This window comes from Paenibacillus sp. FSL M8-0334, from assembly GCF_038000405.1.
Classification (GTDB): Bacteria; Bacillota; Bacilli; order Paenibacillales; family Paenibacillaceae; genus Paenibacillus_AQ; species Paenibacillus_AQ campinasensis.
The window spans coordinates 2,821,636-2,840,923 of record NZ_JBBOCH010000001.1 but is presented as its reverse complement, the minus strand read 5'-3'; the positions used below and the strand labels follow the sequence as shown (position 1 = coordinate 2,840,923).

At 54.2% G+C, this 19,288-nt stretch carries 14 protein-coding genes; 4 read left to right on the top strand and 10 right to left on the bottom strand.

Features of this window, described 5'->3' with window-relative positions:
- Window positions 1-353 precede the first annotated feature (353 nt).
- The 4 genes from MKX64_RS12390 to uvrB all read right to left on the bottom strand — a co-directional run bounded on the left by MKX64_RS12390 (window position 354) and on the right by uvrB (window position 7,503).
- A complete protein-coding gene (locus MKX64_RS12390) occupies window positions 354-1,256 on the bottom strand; it encodes a transposase (protein ID WP_095266988.1) in 903 nt (300 codons plus the stop codon).
- A 780-nt stretch (window positions 1,257-2,036) separates the two neighbouring features.
- The gene (locus MKX64_RS12385) at window positions 2,037-2,243 is read right to left on the bottom strand and encodes a hypothetical protein (RefSeq protein WP_095266989.1); all 207 of its coding nucleotides are present in this window, start codon (window positions 2,241-2,243) and stop codon (window positions 2,037-2,039) included.
- Window positions 2,244-2,435: 192 nt separating this feature from the next.
- Entirely contained in the window at window positions 2,436-5,303 is a 2,868-nt protein-coding gene (gene uvrA, locus MKX64_RS12380; protein WP_095266991.1) for an excinuclease ABC subunit UvrA, read from the bottom strand.
- 208 nt (window positions 5,304-5,511) lie between these two features.
- A complete protein-coding gene (gene uvrB / locus MKX64_RS12375) occupies window positions 5,512-7,503 on the bottom strand; it encodes an excinuclease ABC subunit UvrB (RefSeq protein ID WP_095266993.1) in 1,992 nt (663 codons plus the stop codon).
- 214 nt (window positions 7,504-7,717) lie between these two features.
- Between uvrB and MKX64_RS12370 the strand changes: the two genes are divergently transcribed.
- Together MKX64_RS12370 and MKX64_RS12365 are read left to right on the top strand one after the other, a co-directional pair.
- Complete coding sequence (locus tag MKX64_RS12370) at window positions 7,718-8,512, top strand: flagellar motor protein (protein WP_095266995.1); 795 nt, start codon at window positions 7,718-7,720, stop codon at window positions 8,510-8,512.
- The gene (locus MKX64_RS12365) at window positions 8,496-9,293 is read left to right on the top strand and encodes a flagellar motor protein MotB (RefSeq protein WP_341035981.1); all 798 of its coding nucleotides are present in this window, start codon (window positions 8,496-8,498) and stop codon (window positions 9,291-9,293) included. The genes MKX64_RS12370 and MKX64_RS12365 overlap by 17 nt, the downstream gene beginning before the upstream one ends.
- Before the next feature lie 121 nt (window positions 9,294-9,414).
- On the opposite strand, the gene MKX64_RS12360 is transcribed toward MKX64_RS12365, so the two are convergent.
- Genes MKX64_RS12360 through MKX64_RS12350 form a run of 3 tightly spaced genes read right to left on the bottom strand, consistent with a single transcriptional unit; the run spans window position 9,415 to window position 12,722 of the window.
- A complete protein-coding gene (locus tag MKX64_RS12360) occupies window positions 9,415-10,575 on the bottom strand; it encodes an ABC transporter permease (RefSeq protein ID WP_341035979.1) in 1,161 nt (386 codons plus the stop codon).
- Window positions 10,568-11,743 carry an ABC transporter permease gene (locus MKX64_RS12355; RefSeq protein WP_341035978.1) on the bottom strand — a complete coding sequence of 392 codons (1,176 nt, stop codon included), beginning with the start codon at window positions 11,741-11,743 and terminating at the stop codon, window positions 10,568-10,570. The genes MKX64_RS12360 and MKX64_RS12355 overlap by 8 nt, the downstream gene beginning before the upstream one ends.
- Before the next feature lie 40 nt (window positions 11,744-11,783).
- Window positions 11,784-12,722: an ABC transporter ATP-binding protein gene (locus tag MKX64_RS12350; protein WP_095267003.1), complete on the bottom strand. Its 939-nt coding sequence runs from the start codon at window positions 12,720-12,722 to the stop codon at window positions 11,784-11,786.
- Between the two features lie 172 nt (window positions 12,723-12,894).
- On the opposite strand from MKX64_RS12350, the gene MKX64_RS12345 reads away from it, so the two are divergent.
- Together MKX64_RS12345 and MKX64_RS12340 are read left to right on the top strand one after the other, a co-directional pair.
- A complete protein-coding gene (locus MKX64_RS12345; RefSeq protein ID WP_341035976.1) occupies window positions 12,895-14,055 on the top strand; it encodes a sensor histidine kinase in 1,161 nt (386 codons plus the stop codon).
- 27 nt (window positions 14,056-14,082) lie between these two features.
- The gene (locus MKX64_RS12340; protein ID WP_341035975.1) at window positions 14,083-14,736 is read left to right on the top strand and encodes a response regulator transcription factor; all 654 of its coding nucleotides are present in this window, start codon (window positions 14,083-14,085) and stop codon (window positions 14,734-14,736) included.
- Between the two features lie 86 nt (window positions 14,737-14,822).
- Here the strand turns inward: MKX64_RS12340 and MKX64_RS12335 are convergent, their stop codons facing one another.
- From MKX64_RS12335 to MKX64_RS12325, 3 genes are all read right to left on the bottom strand, one after another.
- Entirely contained in the window at window positions 14,823-16,154 is a 1,332-nt protein-coding gene (locus tag MKX64_RS12335; protein WP_341036299.1) for a PDZ domain-containing protein, read from the bottom strand.
- Between the two features lie 122 nt (window positions 16,155-16,276).
- Window positions 16,277-17,761 carry a S41 family peptidase gene (locus MKX64_RS12330; RefSeq protein WP_095267121.1) on the bottom strand — a complete coding sequence of 495 codons (1,485 nt, stop codon included), beginning with the start codon at window positions 17,759-17,761 and terminating at the stop codon, window positions 16,277-16,279.
- Between the two features lie 227 nt (window positions 17,762-17,988).
- A complete protein-coding gene (locus MKX64_RS12325) occupies window positions 17,989-19,263 on the bottom strand; it encodes a murein hydrolase activator EnvC family protein (protein ID WP_095267122.1) in 1,275 nt (424 codons plus the stop codon).
- Window positions 19,264-19,288 lie beyond the last annotated feature (25 nt).

Sequence of the window (19,288 nt, the reverse complement as noted above, 5' to 3'; positions counted from 1 at the left end):
CATAGAAGAATAGCTTGTGAAGGACAGCTTAGTAGCACTCCTGAGAATGTAGATTCGAAATGTAGACTAAGAATATAGTTTTGGGATGTATTTGGGATGTATTTGGGATGTAAATTAGATTGTAGTTTTGGAATTTAGTTTTGGAATTTAGTTTTGGAATGTAACTTTGGAATGAGGCTACAGGATAAGCGCACGGACCAAATGAAAAAGCGGATTATACTATGCTTGACTCCTTGTCGCCTTCAGCGAAGCAATACCATCTCATCAGTACTTGTTCACGCGAGCTCGCAACTCAAATCGATCTGTCTCACCAGCTCCTCTCACCCACACCCCCAACTGTTCACCCCTCTCTTTCAAGCAACCGCAGCAAGGGACTGTTTCGGTTGGCGAGTGATCAGCTGGCGGTAGGAAATCCCGGGGATCGCCATGCACATCTGCAGCAACTTCTGCCCCATCGATTCCTCCGTTTCAGACATGCGGAGCCAGCGGCGTCCTGTGTACTCGTTCAGATACGCCTGCAGATGCTTCTGTCCTAACGGGCCATATGTACTCTTCAGCAACTTCCAAGCCTCTCTTACTATGTTCCGCAGCGGTGTATATAGTCGAAAAGCTTGGGAGAACAGCTGTACCTCGGATAAAAGGCGATCCACGTGCTCATCGATAAATGCAGTTAGTTCGCGACGAGCTGCCCTTTTATCGCTTCCTCTCTTCTGTGGGACGAGTTCAAGCTTGACCTGCTGAGGTTCACCTAACTCATCGACCGTACAACCAGCGACAACCACAGAGGCATGCGGATGCACAACTTCAAATCGGGAGGGATTGCAGCCATACTGATCGCTGTTCACCTTCACCTCGCCGTAGAGCAGCTCCCGCGCATCGAATTCGCCGACAGCATGACGAATTTTGTGCAGCACTAACCAAGCGGTCTTGTAGGTGACTTCGATCGCTTGACTAAGACGCAACGCCGAGATGCCATCCGGGAGCAGGAACAAGTCCAGAGCCATAAACCACTTGAGCAGAGGCAAACGAGTTCCTTCAAAAATCGTGCCCACCAAAGCCGATGTCTGATGCTTGCACCGTCCGCATTCGAACAAGGGAACACGTCGGGAGTTCAGACGGCTGCACCCGGTGTGTTCACAGCGCGGGCAAACGAAGCCGTTTGGCCACTTCATCGCGATCACGGCCTCCAAACAGGCCTGCTCGTTCTGAAAACGACGATGGAATGGTTGAAGATCTGTTAGCCCATGAACCTCCATAATTATTCACCTCGAACAATAGGATCGAACATACGTTCTTTTATATCCTTATTATACCAGACTAATGTTATCTGTTTCAACTAAAATCCTCGTTTAATTCCTATCTTTTTCCTTAATTTCTTTTATCAACTCATGATTTCTCCTCTTCTTCGATTGAATCGTCAAGCGTTGCGAAGGCTAATTTTCGATCCATTGCCTTTTCTATTTCCTTTTCTATTCCTTGTCTCTTTCCTCGTTCATTCATCTGTTCATTCAATCTGTTCATTCATCTGTTTATTCATCTGTTTATTCATCTGTCCATTCACCTGTCTGGCCCCCTCGCCCTCGCCCGCAGACATCCATCTTCATCCTCCCCCTGAACAAAAGGGATAATCATGCAAAAGCAGCGGCACAAGGATAACATTCCAGGAGCAATCGCATTAAATAGCAACCCAGGGGCAGACCGCACAGGAGTAGCAGCATAGGGAACGCAGCACAAGGATAGCACCTAAAGACAGCCGTACAAGGGTCGCAACCTAGAGACACCGGCACAAGGATCGTAACCTGGCGACACGCGCACAAGAATAGCAGCCTGGGGCCCCTCTAGGTAACAGATTTAGGCAACAGCTATGCTAGGGCATCATCAAGAAAACGGTTTATCGATGAGATCCATCGTTGTTGGACGCGACATTACGACTCGTTGCAAACAAAAAAGACGCCTTCATTCCACCCATGTGGACCAGACGTCTCATTTGTATGTAGCTGTAATGAAGCTGTCTTTTCGATTCGCGATAAAGCTGACTATTTGAACCAGCCGGTAATCATGGCATAGTCCGAATACAGGAACACAGCCAGACTGACAAGTCCGAAAGCGATTGCGAATTTATTTTTCTGGCGAGCCGTCAACAGGCGCACCACGCCGATAAAGATCAGAATCGTAAACAGGATCATGAAAATATCGAATGTTTTGAACGTCGCGTTGGCATCCGATACTGCTGCAAGGAACATGAAACGTACCTCCTCGTGGGTTTCTCGAGCATTTTAGCATATCTCCTTCTATGTTATCCGTGCGCCCGTCCGGATGCAAGCCCTTACTCCAAAAAATTCAAAAAAAACTCGCTCCAACGTGCGTTACGTCATAGCACACCCCGGAGAGGGGGGGATACGTAAGGAAGGCTCAAGGCCCGCTGAATCTGAATATCAGCGAGCCGCCTCCAGCTTGTGAAGCTCCTTCGTCCGCTTCGTGTCTCGTTCGAGAATCGGCTTCAGATATTTGCCGGTGTAAGACTCCTCCACCTTCACGATCTCTTCCGGCGTGCCGGTTGCGATGATCGTACCGCCGCCGCTTCCTCCTTCGGGACCAAGGTCGATTATATAATCAGCGGTCTTGATTACATCTAGGTTATGTTCGATGACAAGCACCGATTCACCGGAATCCACCAGGCGGTGCAGAACGACAAGCAATCGGTCAATATCGTCCACATGAAGCCCTGTTGTCGGTTCATCGAGGATATACATCGTTTTGCCGGTGCTGCGCCGGTACAGCTCGGACGCCAGCTTGACCCGCTGGGCTTCGCCTCCTGACAACGTCGTAGCAGGCTGCCCAAGCTTGATATAGCCTAATCCGACATCCATCAGTGTCTGGATCTTCCGGTGAATTTTCGGGATGTTCTGGAAGAACTCCACCGCGTCCTCCACCGTCATGTCCAGCACATCAGAAATATTTTTGCCCTTGTACTTAACTTCCAGCGTCTCGCGGTTATACCGTTTGCCCTTGCACACCTCGCAAGGCACATAGATGTCCGGCAGGAAGTGCATTTCAATCTTGATAATGCCATCTCCACGGCACGCCTCACAGCGTCCACCCTTCACGTTGAAGCTGAAGCGGCCTTTCTTGTAGCCGCGGATCTTCGCTTCATTCGTTTGGGAGAAGATGTCCCGAATATCGTCAAACACACCGGTATACGTGGCCGGATTCGAACGCGGTGTTCTTCCAATCGGGGACTGGTCAATATCTATAACCTTCTCGATATGCTCAAGGCCCTTCATCTCCCGGTATTTACCCGGACGAACCTTCGCCCTGTTCAGATCCCGCGCCAACGTCTTATATACAATTTCGTTAACAAGCGTCGATTTGCCTGAGCCGGATACGCCAGTCACTGCGGTGAATACGCCAATCGGAATTTTCACATTGATGTTCTTCAGGTTGTTCTCCTTGGCTCCGCGCACTTCCAGCCAGCGCCCGTCCGGCTTGCGCCGGTCGGTGTTCACCGGAATGAACTTGCGCCCGCTCAAATATTGGCCGGTTAAGGAATTCGGATCCTGCATGATCTCCTGCGGCGTTCCCTGTGCGATGACCTGACCGCCGTGTATCCCTGCTCCAGGTCCGATATCGATAATGTAATCCGCTGCCATCATCGTATCCTCATCATGCTCGACCACGATCAGCGTATTGCCGATATTGCGCATATGCTCCAGCGTCGAGATCAAACGATCATTATCCCGCTGGTGCAGGCCGATGCTCGGCTCGTCCAAAATATACAAGACGCCCATGAGGCTTGAGCCGATCTGCGTAGCCAGGCGTATCCGCTGTGCCTCACCGCCGGACAGCGTGCCTGCCGAACGGCTGAGCGTCAAATAATCGAGGCCGACATTCACAAGGAAGCCGAGCCGGCTGCGGATTTCCTTCAGAATCAGATTCGCAATCTGCTGCTCTTTCTCGCTCAGCTCCAGACCCTCGAAGAAGTGAAGCGACTCGCCAACCGACAGGTTGGTCACATACGCCATGTTCCGGTCGTTGACCGTGACCGCAAGACTTTCCTTTCTAAGACGGTGCCCTTTGCAAGTGTCACACGGCTTGCTGCTCATGAAGCCTTCAATGAACTCCCGGATGCCTTCCGAGTTCGTCTCCCTATAGCGCCGCTCAAGATTCGGAATAATTCCTTCAAACGGCACATACGCTTCCTTCCGCTGGCCAAAATCGTTCTCATATCGGAAATGTACCTTCTCGCCGCCTGTTCCGTACAGAAGCTTGTTCATCTGATCCTCACTCAGGCTGCTGACCGGCACATCTTGGGGAATATCGTAGTGCTCGCATACTGATCTCAAAAACTGCGGGTAATAGTTAGAGGTGCCTCCGCTCCAAGCCTGGAAAGCTCCTTGCTCCACACTCTTGCTCGGATCCGGAACCAGCAGCTCGGGATCGATGATCATCTCCACCCCGAGTCCGTCACAATCCGGACAAGCGCCAAACGGCGTGTTGAAGGAGAACATGCGCGGTGTCAACTCTTCCATGCTGAACCCGCAGATCGGGCAGGCAAAGTTCGAGCTGAAGCGCAGCTCCTCCTGACCGATAATATCAACGAGAAGCTGTCCGCCGGATAAATTCAGCGCCGTCTCAATAGAGTCGGCCAACCGTGCTTCGATATCCTCCTTCACCACGATCCGGTCAACAACAACCTCAATCGTATGCTTTTTGTTCTTCTCCAGTTCAATGGACTCGGACAGGTCGCGAAGCTCGCCGTCGACCCGTACCCGGACAAATCCTTGTTTCGCAATATCGGCGAACAAGTTTTTATGCTCCCCTTTGCGGCCGGACACAAGCGGCGCCAAAATCTGCAGCCTGGTTTTCTCCGGGTACTGCATAATCCGGTCTACCATTTGCTCAACGGTCTGGGAGGTAATCTCAACCCCATGCTCCGGACAGTGCGGATGACCGATGCGGGCAAACAACAGGCGCAAATAGTCATAGATCTCCGTCACCGTGCCGACCGTTGAACGCGGGTTGCGGCTGGTCGTCTTCTGGTCAATGGATATCGCCGGAGACAAGCCCTCGATTGAATCGACGTCCGGCTTCTCCATCTGCCCCAGAAATTGACGCGCATAGGCAGACAACGATTCTACATACCGGCGCTGTCCTTCGGCATAGATCGTATCAAAAGCGAGAGACGACTTGCCTGATCCGCTGAGTCCCGTCAGAACTACGAACTTGTCGCGGGGAATGGTGACATCAATGTTTTTCAAATTATGGGCGCGGGCGCCTTTGATCACAATCTTTTCACTTGCCAAATGATATCATCTCCTATGGCGGCTTAACCACGAATAAATAAATCCCGCATCAAGCACCGTTTGTATCAAAATAGTATCTATCTATACATAAACGTCCTATGACGTTGTATCACTGGTTTCCCCGATTGTGCTGCTTGCTTCAGGAGTTCAGGAGGCCCTCGCTTGGTCGCGAATGCCCTTCCCTCTCCGCAGACTCCCTATCGACAGACTATTCCGCCTGCAGCTCAAGCAGCGCATCGCGCAGCTCGGCGGCCCGCTCGAACTGGAGGTTCTTCGCCGCTTCCTTCATCTCCGCCTCCAGGCGATGAATCAGGTTCTTGCGCTCCTTCTTGGACATCTTGCCTGCGGCGTCCGTCAAGTAGTCGGCGCTGCTCTCGGCCACCTTCGTGGCCTCGATCACGTCGCGAATCTTCTTGCGGATCGTCTGCGGCGTGATGCCGTGCTTCTCATTGTACGCCATCTGGATGCTGCGGCGGCGTTCGGTCTCCTTGATTGCCCGATCCATCGATTCGGTGATCGTGTCACCGTACATGATCACCTTGCCCTCGGAGTTCCGGGCAGCCCGGCCGATCGTCTGGATGAGCGATCGTTCCGAACGCAGGAAGCCTTCCTTGTCGGCATCCAGAATCGCCACCAGCGATACCTCCGGCAGGTCAAGCCCTTCCCGCAGCAGGTTAATGCCGACCAGGACATGGAATGTGCCAAGCCGGAGATCCCGTAGAATCTGCATCCGCTCCAGTGTCTTGATGTCAGAGTGCATATACCGGACCTTGATGCCGACTTCCTTCAAATAATCGGTCAGGTCCTCAGCCATCTTCTTCGTCAACGTGGTGACCAGCACCCGCTCATCGCGATCGATGCGGTCATGGATCTCACCGATCAGATCATCGATCTGGCCCTCGGTCGGACGCACATCAATAATCGGATCAAGCAAACCGGTCGGACGAATGATCTGCTCTACCATCGTATCGCAGTGCTCAAGCTCGTAAGGCCCCGGCGTTGCCGATACGTAGATAATCTGCCTTACCTTCTCCTCGAACTCCTCAAACTTGAGCGGACGGTTGTCGAGCGCTGACGGCAGACGGAATCCGTGCTCCACCAGCACCGTCTTTCTCGCCCGGTCCCCGTTGTACATCGCCCGGATTTGCGGCAGCGTCACATGGGATTCGTCGACCACGATCAGCATGTCGTCAGGGAAATAGTCCAGCAGCGTATACGGGGTGGCTCCGCTTTCCCGGAAGGTGAGCGGCCCTGAATAGTTCTCGATACCGGAGCAGAAACCGACCTCTTTCATCATTTCGATGTCATAGCGTGTCCGCTGCTCCAGACGCTGGGCCTCGAGCAGCTTGCCTTGGGAGCGCAGCTCTTCCAGGCGCTCCTCCAGCTCACGTTCAATATTGACGAGCGCAGCACGCATCGTCTCCTCTCGCGTAACAAAGTGAGAGGCCGGGAAGATGGCGACATGCTCCCGCTCGCCAATCAGTTCGCCCGTCAGCACATCGATCTCGGTAATGCGTTCGATCTCATCGCCGAACAGCTCCACCCGAATCGCATGCTCGCCGTGGGAGGCCGGGAAAATCTCAACAACGTCTCCCCGTACCCGGAACGTGCCGCGGACAAAATTAATGTCGTTCCGCTGATACTGGATATCCACAAGCCGTGACAAAATCTGGTTTCGAGGCTTCTCCATCCCTACCCGCAGCGACAGCAGCAGCTCGCCGTATTCCCGCGGGGATCCCAAGCCGTATATGCACGATACGCTCGCCACAATGATAACGTCCCGGCGCTCAAACAAAGAGCTGGTCGCCGAGTGGCGCAGCTTATCGATCTCCTCGTTAATGCTGGAGTCCTTCTCGATATACGTATCCGAAGAAGGAATATACGCCTCCGGCTGATAGTAATCATAGTAGCTCACGAAATAGTCCACTGAATTGTTGGGGAAGAACTCCTTGAACTCGCTGGCCAGCTGTGCAGCCAGCGTCTTGTTATGCGCAATCACAAGCGTGGGGCGATTCACCTTGGCAATGGTTTGCGCGATCGTAAACGTCTTCCCCGTCCCTGTTGCTCCCAGCAGCGTCTGATGCTTTTTCCCTTGGCGCAGCCCTTCGACCAATGCGTCAATCGCAGCCGGCTGATCCCCTTGGGGCTGGAACTCCGACACGATTTCAAAGGATTTGGTACTGACAACAATATCGCTCATTGTCCCTATCACCCTCATCGTCTAAAATTAAGTAAGTCTAAAAGATATATCGAAATTTCCCGATGAAATAACTACCGGGAAATAGATCGCCTATGGTCCAGTAAATAAGAATATCTGTTCCCGTCCCATTATACCGCTAACGATTTTTGGTTGCAAACACTTTAATGAAGTTTTAATTTAATGGTTCATATTACAAAAGGAGATGAGACAGCGAATGGACATTACAATCATCATTGGCCTGCTTGCCGGTTTAGCCGCGCTGATCGGAGGATTTTTATGGGAAGGCGGACATATCGGCGGACTGCTGCAGGGAACGGCTGCGCTCATCGTTTTTGGAGGGACGCTGGCTGCGGTTGTCATCAGCTTCCCGTCCTCCCGTCTACGCACGATTCCAACCGCCCTGAAGCTGGCCTTCGGACGAGGCGGACGCTCCTCGGAGGATCTGATCGAAGCGATTGTCAGCATGTCTGTCATTGCCCGCCGGGACGGGCTGCTCGCGCTTGAACAGCGTGCAGCCGATGACGAGGACCCATTTCTCCAGGAAGGCATCCAAATGGTTATCGACGGCACAGATCCCGAAATGGCACGCCAAATCATGGAGCTGGAGATCCATGCAGCCGAGCAAAAGCATGAAGGCTATGCCAAAATATTCGAATCGGCAGGGGGCTATGCGCCAACGATGGGCATCATCGGGACGGTGATGGGGCTTATCCACGTCCTTGGCAGCCTCCAGGACCCAACCGGTCTTGGTCCCTCGATTGCCGTTGCATTTACCGCGACTTTGTACGGGGTTGCCAGTGCCAATATTATCTTTTTGCCCATTGCGTCCAAAATTAAAGCACGCGGCGAGGAAGAAATTCAGCGGATGGAGCTGGCGCTCGAAGGAATTCTCGCCATACAGAACGGGGAGCACCCGCTGATCGTCCGCAAAAAGCTCGCAGCCTTCACGAATAAGGACGCTGCTGTGTCTTCACATTCAAGGGGGATTTCGCATGAGACAGCCGAATAGACGACGGCGGCCTCTGAGGAAGGAAGGTGAAGGCGGACGCGACCGCTGGCTCATTACCTATGCGGATTTGATCACGCTGCTGCTGATCTTTTTTGTAGTCATGTATGCGATGAGCCAGCTCGATTCTGACAAATATCAGCTTGTCACACAGTCGCTGCAGGCCACCTTCCAGAGCGGGGACAGCATTCTGGAGATAGGCTCGGGCATCACGGGCAAAGCTGATACCGAGAAGCATAAAAATCCCGATGCTCCTCAAGCCGAACCGGAAGCGCCCGCCGAAGCCATGACGGAGCGCGAGCTGGCCTTCCGCGATCAGGAAAAGGCATTGTCCGACTTCATGGCCGTGATCGAACAATACGTCAAGGAGCATCAGCTGGAGGAAGACATCTTTATTGCGGACGAGCCTCGCGGCATCGCCATCACATTAAGCGATCGCTTCCTGTTTGACACCGGTCACGCCGAGCTCAAGCCCGGAGCGGCGCCGGTCCTGACCAAGCTCGCAAGCCTGTTTCAGGGCCTGGATGCAGCGATCAGCATCGAAGGGCATACCGACAATGTGCCGCTCAGCCGCTGGTCGAGCTACAAGGATAACTGGGAGCTATCCGGTGCGCGAGCGATGTCGGTGCTTCGTTTCTTCATTGACGAGAGCGGGCTGGACCCTGCAGGCTTCCAGTATGCAGGCTATGCCGATACGCGGCCCGCGGCTGACAACGCTACTGATGATGGCCGGAGAAAGAATCGGCGCGTTGAAATCACCGTGCTCAGACAGCTGCAGCAATAGGCAAGCAACCGCTACATTCAAGCCGAAAGCGCCAGGAAGACAGATTGCCGTATCTGTCCACCTGGCGCTCTTTTTTTTCGATTGGGTCCTTGGGGCACTGACAAGCCACTCAAGCCAGCCGTTAAGCCCGGCCGCCGGTGCCGACCTCACTTGGACGCAGCACCGCTGATCCGACCGCCAGCAAAATGACAGCCATCAGCCCAAGCACCGCCAAGGGCAGGCCGATATCGGCCAGCGAGCCGCCAGTCGCCCCGATCTCCACCGCTTCGATTGCCCATTTCTGCGGGATGAAATTGGCGATTTTCTGCATGAAATCCGGCATGATGGAGATCGGCCAGAAGCATCCCCCCAACATGCTGGTTGGAGTTATGATCAGGGAATTGATGACTGCGGTATTTTTATCGTTGCGGATCATCCCTGCAATCGTGGTTGCCAGGCCCAGCGACACCATCATAAAGGCGGTCAGGATCAGAAAATGAAGCCCAAACGGAATGCCGTAATCATACCTCAGCACTGTTCTGCTCAGCAGCAGCACAACCATGACTTGCAGCGATCCGACCACGAGGCTGCCGAGGAAGTTGCCGAGCGCAATCTCGTACGCCCGCACCGGCGCTGTATAAATACGCGACATCGTCCGCTGCCTGCGGTCATCAACGATTAAGGTGACGGCACTGGAGATAAGTCCCATCATGAACATCAACGTGAAGCCTGTGACATTGGCCAGACCTGGCCGCGAATATAGATGGAGATCCGTGGTTGCCGTATCGATGGTATACCGCTCCACCTGCCCCAGCACCTGCTCCAGCATCTGCATGCCGCCGGCTTCCTCCCCTGCTGTCCGAATGATCGAACCGGTGCCATGAAGACGCTTAATGGCCGATTCGACCGTCAGCCGTACCGAGGCTGCCCCTTCGGAGGCGGTCAGTTCATACAGCTTCACGCCTGGAACCTCCCCTTCGATCAGCCCTTGGCTAAGCCCGGAAGGAATCCGGATCCCGACAGTGCTTGTATTATGGAGTAAGCCGTCCCGTAGTTCAGCTTCAGATGCAGCCTCTTTCAGCACGTATTGATCATGCCTGGCAAGCTCCCGAATCACATACTGTCCGGCTGGGCCCTCATCATCGTTCACATAAGAGACGACAATGCCGACCGCCTTCGTTTGACCCAACAGCAGTACGGCAAGCGCGACTACGATACAGGGCATGACCAAATATACAACCCAGCCTTTTTTACGGCCCAGCGTACGTCTGACCATATTCCAGGCTATCGTTAAGCTATGCATGATACCCCACCTTCCGATACGTTATCCAGGCAACCGCGGTTAATCCGATGCAGACAGCAGCAAGCATGCCCATGCTGAATAGAATCTCGGAGCCGCTGCTGTGCAGCATGATCCGGAGCAAGCTCTGCATCGCCCAGAAATTCACGGTGACGGTGTTGATCTGCTGCACCCACTCGGCCGCAATCGGGGTAAATCCCCCGCTGACAAACGTCATCGCAATGATGACCGTCTGCATCACGCCCCGCGCTCCGGCAGCTGTCCTTGAGAACAATGTGACCACGACCGCCAGAGCCATCGATCCCAGGGTAACCAGCATACAGACGAGAACGAGGAACAACGGTCTGTCGCCCCATTCCACCCCAAACAGCCACATGGAGCCAAGCACGATGACCACCGCCTGTATGACTGCAATCAGGCTAGCGCCAGTCAGTTTCCCGATAAATATGCTGCTGCCGGGCACCGGGGCGCTTTGGAGACGGTACAGCGTCCGGCTGTCCTTCTCTTCAAACAGGCTGACACTGGCCATCAAGCCGGAGTATAACAGGAACATGACCAGCATAGACACCGAATAATACTGGGCAGCCGAGTAAGTCGCCCCCTGCTCGCTCATTTGTCCAACCTCCACGAAGGGGCCTGGTGCCGTTTCTCCGCCCGCTGCCAACCACGCTAACATGCTGTCCATCCCCAGGATGGCCGCATCTGCCATGCGGTGGTTGAGCTCCGCTGTATAACTTTTGAACACCGTGTCGGCAATCAAATTGAGCTCCCGGTCCTTGCCCGGCAGAAGCTCCAGCCTTGTCTCCTCCCCGCTGCTGATCCGCTGCTCCCAATCCTGCGGAATGATAACGGCATAATCCAGATCTCCGCTCCGCAGCTGCTTCTCAGCGGTTTCCCGGTCCATCATATAGGTCGGAACAAGCAGCTTCTCCACTTCCGGCGAGTCGATCACGGATTGCAGGCTTGCCGGCACCTCCCGGCCCGGACCCTCAGCTATTATTCCAACCCGGACCATCTGCTGCACATACTCCTGCCCGCCGCCAAAAAAACCGGACAACGCATTTCCTAATATAAAAATTAAAAGGAGCGGCAGCAAAAATTGATTCATCAAAACAGACCGGCTTGTCGCCATTCTTCTCAGTTCAAACCAGGCGATCGCTGCGATTTTCATGTCAGGCTCTCCCTTCTCCATTCCCTTTTCAGCGCGGCCATCAGTCTCGAAGTGTTCGTCCCGTCAGACTGAGGAACAACGTTTCCAGTCCAGCCTCTTCGCACTGTAGCGTCTGGAGGACGGCTTGATGCTTGCCGCATATATACAAAATATCCTGCAGTTCCTGCTGGGCGGACGGAAGATATACCTCGACCTGCTGCTCGCTCTGGATGACGCGAATGACCCGGTTATGCTCCGACAGCTCATGAATCAGCGCAGGCGTAATGCCCTCCATCGTCATGATGATTTTCTCCTCATGGCTCACGCGCTCCTTCAGCTCTGCCAGCGTTCCGAAGGCAATCACATGCCCCTGATCCATAATGGCTACCCGATCGCAGATCGCCGATACCTCTTCCATGTAATGGCTCGTATAGATGACGGTGGACCCCATCTCATTCAGCTTCTTGACGGAATCCAAAATATGATTGCGCGATTGCGGATCGATGCCGACGGTTGGCTCATCCATAATGATCAGCTTCGGATGATGCGTGATCGAGCAGGCGATATTGAGCCTTCTTTTCATCCCGCCGGAAAAGGTAGACGGCCGCTCCTTCGCGCGATCCTGAAGACCGACAAAAGCCAGCGCTTCCGCTACCCGCTCCTTCAGCAGCGCCCCGCGAAGCCCGTAAAGCTTGGCAAAAAAAGCGACATTATCCTGTGCCGTCATATCCTCATACAGGGCCAAATCCTGGGGAACCAGCCCGATCCTCTTCTTCACTTCCAGCGGACGCTCCTTCACGGAGATACCGTCCACATGGATGCTTCCCTGATCCATGTCCAGCAGACCGCAGATCATGTTGATCGATGTGCTCTTGCCGGCCCCGTTCGGCCCGAGCAGCCCCAGGATTTCACCTTGATCCACTCTGAGATTCAAATGGTCCACGGACAGCTTGCCGCCATATCGTTTCACAACATCCTTCATTTCAAGAAAGGGTGCCATCGTTATCCCACTCCATTCTTCCTGTCTCTGATATCTCGATTGTACCCCAGACCTCGTCAGGATAAAGGTAGATAAGGTCACCTTCATTGGTGACCAAAGTCACCCCCTCTGGGGATCCCCCCTTATGTTATAGTAAAGACAACAAGCTAAAGAACAAAAAGGCGGGTTGCATATGTCTCAGTCGCTCTCTATCCTCCGTTACGGGATGATTCTGCTGCCGGCGATCGCCGCCATCTATCTGAATCCGCTTGAGCATTACGGCGAGTATATGGTCTATGTTCTGTTGTTTCTTGCCATAGCCGTGCTCAGCCGCTATTTGCCCGGAGAGGCCAGTCTGAAAGCGGCACTATTGCTGGAAATCGGATTGTCCTGGTGGCTGTGCCGCAACTATGGCTTTATGATGGCCTTCTTGTCCGTATCCAGCCTGTGCGCTTATCTTCCGTTATTCACGCGCACATATGGCTGGAGTCTGGCAGCACTTCATCTGGTGCTGATCAACCATGCGCTGATGGACTCGGAGCCGCTCATTAAGACAAGCGCCAACTTCTTATTAGTGCTTGTTCTCGTCTCTGTAAGCCTGATTCTGGAAGGGATGCGCAAGCAGGAGCATACGCTCCGACTCTATGATGAGCTGAAGCAGGATCACTATCGGCAGGATGAAGCGGGCAAGCGCCTCCTTCATTTCGCCCATCAGGTGGAAAGCGCCGCCCAGACCGCTGAGCGAACCCGTATTTCCCGCCAGCTTCATGATGATATCGGCCACCGGCTGATCCGCGTTAAAATGATGACCGAAGCCGCCATTCAAGTCACGCCGGGCGATCCGGCCAAAGGGATGGAAATGCTGCATCAGATTCGGGATCAGCTCAGCCAGAGCATAGAGGAAATGCGCGCTGCCGTGAAACGGGTGAACCCGCGGCGCAGCCTGTCCGACGATTACGCTTTGGACCGGCTGCTTGAGGAGACGGAGAAGGAGACCGGGATAGATACGAATCTGCGGCTTCAAGGACTGCCTTACCCGCTATACCCCAGCCAGCATGTTGTGCTGTACAGAAACGCCAAGGAAGCGATCACCAATGCGATTCGTCATGGAGGCGCCAGTCAGGTGAACATTGTAATCCATTATGGCGAAGAGCATGTGCGAATGGAAGTTTCCAACAATGGTGAAACTGGCGACCACGCGGCTAGTTCGTCAAGCCCGATGGAGCAAGGGATGGGCATTCGGGGCATGAGGGAGCGGACCGAGCTGATCGGAGGCCTGCTTGAGATTCGCCGCACCCCGGTTTTCACGGTCATTACTCAGCTTCCTGTCTATCGCACAACCGATATGGTGTAAATCGATATAGAAAGGGCGTGACGGTGCTTGATTTCCGTTCTTATCGTAGACGATGATCCGTTCATTCGGGAAAGCCTGAAACTATTAATCGGCATGGATTCGGACATTGAGGTAACGGCTGTGGCCGGTCATGGAGAAGAGGCGGTCGCATTGCTGGACAGCGGAGTGGCCGCTGATGTAATCCTGATGGACATCCGGATGCCGATCTGTGACGGCGTGGAGGGAACGCGTTTAATCCGGACGAAATACCCCGATAGTCGGGTGCTGATGCTGACCACCTTCGATGATGATGATTATATCGTCCAGGCGCTGCAGAACGGAGCCAGCGGCTATTTGCTGAAGAACATTCCGCCTGACCGGATCATCCAGGGGATCAAAACCGTGCATGATGGCAATATGCTGATTCATCCGGATATCGCACGCAAGCTGACAGGCATGCTTCGTCCGGCTGATCGAGTGCAGACAGCCCCTTCGGTGCTCGAACGCTATGGACTCACACCCGCAGAACGAAACATCGCTTCCCTCATCGCGGACGGGCTATCCAACAAAGAAATTGCGGAGCGGCTGTTCTTGAGTGAAGGGACTGTCAAAAACTATGTCACCGACATCTTGAGCAAGCTGCAGCTGCGGGACCGAACCCAGATCGCCATATTTTATTTAAAACAGGTCGGCACGTCCTGACCAATGCACGCAAAATAAGCCTGCATTCTCTCTTCAAGCGTTCAAGAGAGAATGCAGGCTTATTCATTATCCGGTAACGATCAAATTTACAGATCTATCGATTTGTCCGCTTCGCTGTGGATCTTCCCTTTCCGTTTGCGGGAACTCGCGCCCTGCCTGCCGCCAACATGAAGCTTGTTGGCTATCAGCGCCACCAGACTGATCGGCTTCAGCTGCACTGCGATCCCGTCATTCGGATCTGGCGCTACAATCGCCCCGAGCTGATGGTGCTCGCCGGCATAAATGGCCCGCTGCACAAATTTGCTCTCGCCTTCATGGTTCTGTACCTCCAGCTTGCAGAATGCCGGGTTCTGGCGGAGCGCGGCATGCAGCTGCTCCTTGCTGTGCACCAGCGTCCCGTTCACCTTCAGAATCGTCTCTCCCGCCAGCAGTCCAAGCTCGCTTGCCGGACTGTTCGGCAACACAGCCAATATACGCAGCCCTTGAGCCGGATGCACGAAGACCGGGCTGCGCTGCTGTTCCTCATACCGGCTGTGCCACGTAAGGCCCTCATGCAGCACCAGGGCCGCCAGCGCAGCCACGAACATGACCGGGGACCACCACTCGGCCAGCAGGCTTAAAATGAGCACGATCGCCGCATAGACGACCATGCGCCGGGAGGTCACTCTCGCTTTCTCCTTCGGCAGCATGCTCTGTGTCATTTCGCCGAAGCCGATCATGGCCGGAAGCGCCAGCATCGTAAAGCCCCCGCTCCATGCATCCCCGCCAAAGAACGGCGTCCACGGCAGCATGCCGCCTCCCTCCGCAGCAGGGACAAGCAGGAATAGCGGCAGCGGCCAGAAGCTCTGCATATGATAGCCGCCAACCAGCTTTCCACGCTTACCTTCAAGAAACAGCGGCGTTGCAAAGCCCGCCCCCTGGATCATGATCAGCATCGCTTCGGCAAAATGCAGCACCGCCGACAAGGCCAGCAGCGACGGAATGTCCAGCCCGCGAATGGCCGAGACGGCCGCTTCAAGCCATAACGGCTGAGGCTGCCAGCTGGGGAATAGACTTAGTGCCCCCTGGATCAGCCCCAGCAAGCCGATCGCGTACGCAAAACAAAGAAAACGTATGCGAAACAACATCAGAATGAGTGCAGTTATCCAGATGCACAGAATCGCTTCCAGACTCAGCGACACGCCCAGGAAGGCAACCACGATGGATACGGCCAGGCCAGCGGCCAAGCCGCCAAGCACCGTTCGCCAGGTTTGCCGGCCCCATGCATGGAGCCGCACATGGAACAGCTTCCGCTCCAGCAGCACCTGCCTTCGGTAGAACATCATGACAAACAAGATGGAGATATAATAAAAGGGCTGCGTCAGCAGCTGCAACCCTGCATCCGTCCAAAGCCACAACAATTGTATTGCCGTTTCCAACAGCATGCCACGCTCCTTTCCCAATGTCTGAACAAGCAAGCTATACATACCATGTCCGCGAATATCCCGCCCTCGCCTCGGATATTCCGGCAAGAAAAAAAGAAGGCTAAGTGCTAGCCTTCTTAATGTTTCGACGCCTTGGCCGCGATCTCCTTCCTGATCTCGGCAATCCCGCGATTCAATTGATTATCCTCTTTCGGATCGCGGATTTTCTCGATCAGCACAGTTTCCAGCGCTTCCGCTGTTGCACTGTTGATGACCCCGTCGGCCTCCAGCTTGTGTTTGCTTTGGAAGCTCTTCACTGCCTTTTCGGTCGTCTGGTCGAAATAACCATCCTTCCGTCCCGGCTCAAAGCCGATCGCTTCCAGCATAATCTGGGCACTCTTCACATCGTTGTTGTTCATATCGAATTTTAGGGTGTTCTTCTTGTCAATTGGCGCTACCGTGAAATATTCCGGCTGTTCCACTTTGATATCCGGCTCGATGCCATCCTCGTGAATCCACGATCCGTTTGGCGTCAGCCACTTGGCGATTGTCACCTTCAGCAGGCTTCCGTCACCAAAAGGTTTGTCAAAGCTCGTCTGGACCGTGCCTTTTCCGAAGGAATGCTCGCCGACCAGCACCGCGCCTGCCGATTGCTGCAGCGCACCGGCCAAAATTTCAGAGGCGCTTGCGCTGCCTTTATTCATCAGGACGGTAACCGGGTATGGCTTCGCGCTTCCGCCCGAGACATGCTTCTGTCTTTTCTGATCTTTATCTTCCACCTGCACGATCAGCTTGCCTTTCGGAACGAACTGCTCGGCAATATCGATCACGACCGACAGAACCCCGCCCGGGTTGTTTCGGACATCAATGACCAAGCCTTCCATGCCTTGATCCTCGAGCTTCTTGAGCTCCTCTTTAAACCGTTTGCCGGTGTTTTCAGAGAACTGGGAAATCTCGATCACGCCGATTCCGTCAGCCTCCATGCGTGCGGACACCGTCTGCAAATCGACATCGTCCCGGACTATCACATATTCAATCGGCTGTTCCGATCCCGCCCGCTTGATTTGCAGCACGGCCTCGGAGCCTTTAGGCCCCCGGATTTTGGATACCGCTGTATTCAAGTCCAGTCCCTGCAGCGATTCGCCGTTCACCGACAAGATAATGTCCTTCGCACGAATGCCGGCCTTATCCGCCGGGGATCCCTTGATTGGGGACACAACCACCACATGGCCATCCTCGGAGGATACCTCTGCGCCGATGCCGCTGAACGAGCCGGAGATGCTGTCCTCAAACTGCTCTGCCGCAGCTTTGCCCATATAGTTCGAATACGGGTCCTCCAGCGCACCCATCATGCCGTTAATCGCACCGTCAATCAGCTTGGAACGGTCAACATCCTTGTAGTAATTCTGTTCAATCAGATCCAGAGCCACCTGCAGCTTCCTGGTCTCATCCTGATCGGCCTGGCCGCTCGCCTTCTGGCTCTCGGCAAGGCTGCTCGCGAGCAAGCCCTGGGCTTCTCCCGTTTGCTCCGTGCCGGCTAGCTCCGACACGACCATCGTAAACAGCCCGCCAAACAGCATGGCTGCGATGACCAGAAAGACAGCCGTCCTTTTTTTCAGCATGTATTTCACCGCCTTTGCACGATTCAATGATTCATTCATGGGGTAACCCCGTCCACCTAGTATATGATTGGTTATACGGGAATATTTATACAGCGGTCAAAGGTTGCATCGGATAGCTGCGCCTGGGACTGGTTGTAACCCCGGATTCATAAGTATCGCCTGACTTCCAAATGCTATACATTCCTGATCCGAAAACACCGTCTCATTTTCCGAACAATATCGGGGCTTTACAAGTAAGGCATCGGGTTCACCGGACTGCCGTTGATACGAACCTCAAAATGCAGATGCGGTCCTGTGCTTTGCCCCGTGGAGCCAACCTCGGCAATTTTCTGTCCCCGAGATACCTTCTCGCCTTCGCTAACCATGATGCCGCCATTGCGGATATGTCCGTACAGCGTCCATACTCCGCCCCCATGATCAACAATAACACAGTTTCCGTAACCGCTCCACCATTGGGCCAAAATGACCGTGCCGCTATCGGCAGCCCGAATGTCCGTCCCTTGTGGTGCTGCAAAGTCGACGCCGGTATGCATCTTGCCTCTCTCGCCCGTTACCGGATGCACACGCGGGCCATAATTGGAAGAGAGCCGCGCACCGGATACAGGCAGAGCAAACGGTCCGCCATTGCCGGTATAGCCTCCGCCGGAGCTGCCGCGAAGGGTCGTGGCCTGGGCTTTCTTGGCCGCTGCCGCTGCGGCCGCTTTCGCTGCGGCTGCCTTGCGAGCCGCCTCTTCAGCCGCGAGCTTGTTCTTCTCTTTCTCCAGATCGGAACGTTTCGTTGCCAGTTGAACCAGCAGACGATCCTGCTCCTCGCTCAAAATTTCAGCATCCTCAATTTCCTGATCATACTGAGCCAGAAGCACACGCTTCTCCTGCTCCTTCTCATTCAGCTCGCTCTTGCGGTCTTCCATCTGAGCGTACAGATCCTTGGCCGTTGCATACTGGGTTTCAAGCTCCTTCTTCTTCTCGATCACGAGCAGCTTGTCCTGTTTATGCTGGACCAGAAGATCCTGGTCTTGATCTACGATCGTCTTCAAGGAATCCGCCCGCTCCAGGAAATCGCTGAAGCTTGTGGAGGACAGCAGCACATCCAGATAGGAAACCTGCCCGTCCATGTAAATAAGGCGAAGCCTGGAGTCCAGCAGCTCCTCACGTGCGACGATGCGCTCCTCGGCAGCCTCAAGCTCCTGCGTGGTCTTGCGAAGCAGGTCTTCCGTCTCCTCAATCTGCATCGTGATTTTGGTCAGTTCATTGCTCACGATCTCAATTTGCTGCATGACATATTGAAGATTGCGCGTCTCTTTGTTTTTGTAATGCTGTGCTTCCTTCTTCTCTTCCGCAGCCTTGTTCTTCTGTTCCCGGGCCTTCTGAACCTGCTCCTGCAAGGCCTTCAGCTCGCGGTCCACATCGGCTGCCGTTTTCTTCTCAGCTTGTCCGTCAGAGGGTTGGATCAATGCAGCGCCCAGTAACAGAACGGCTGCTGCAGCGGCGATTTTCTTCAACTTTCGCTCCCCATCCTTTGTCATT

Excerpts from the sequence above, each read along its gene's own strand:
- MKX64_RS12390 (WP_095266988.1), bottom strand. The coding sequence starts at position 1,256 with ATGGAGGTTCATGGGCTAACAGATCTTCAACCATTCCATCGTCGTTTT.
- MKX64_RS12385 (WP_095266989.1), bottom strand. The coding sequence starts at position 2,243 with ATGTTCCTTGCAGCAGTATCGGATGCCAACGCGACGTTCAAAACATTC.
- uvrB (WP_095266993.1), bottom strand. The coding sequence starts at position 7,503 with ATGAGCGATATTGTTGTCAGTACCAAATCCTTTGAAATCGTGTCGGAG.
- MKX64_RS12370 (WP_095266995.1), top strand. The coding sequence starts at position 7,718 with ATGGACATTACAATCATCATTGGCCTGCTTGCCGGTTTAGCCGCGCTG.
- MKX64_RS12365 (WP_341035981.1), top strand. The coding sequence starts at position 8,496 with ATGAGACAGCCGAATAGACGACGGCGGCCTCTGAGGAAGGAAGGTGAA.
- MKX64_RS12360 (WP_341035979.1), bottom strand. The coding sequence starts at position 10,575 with ATGCATAGCTTAACGATAGCCTGGAATATGGTCAGACGTACGCTGGGC.
- MKX64_RS12355 (WP_341035978.1), bottom strand. The coding sequence starts at position 11,743 with ATGAAAATCGCAGCGATCGCCTGGTTTGAACTGAGAAGAATGGCGACA.
- MKX64_RS12350 (WP_095267003.1), bottom strand. The coding sequence starts at position 12,722 with ATGGCACCCTTTCTTGAAATGAAGGATGTTGTGAAACGATATGGCGGC.
- MKX64_RS12345 (WP_341035976.1), top strand. The coding sequence starts at position 12,895 with ATGTCTCAGTCGCTCTCTATCCTCCGTTACGGGATGATTCTGCTGCCG.
- MKX64_RS12330 (WP_095267121.1), bottom strand. The coding sequence starts at position 17,761 with ATGCTGAAAAAAAGGACGGCTGTCTTTCTGGTCATCGCAGCCATGCTG.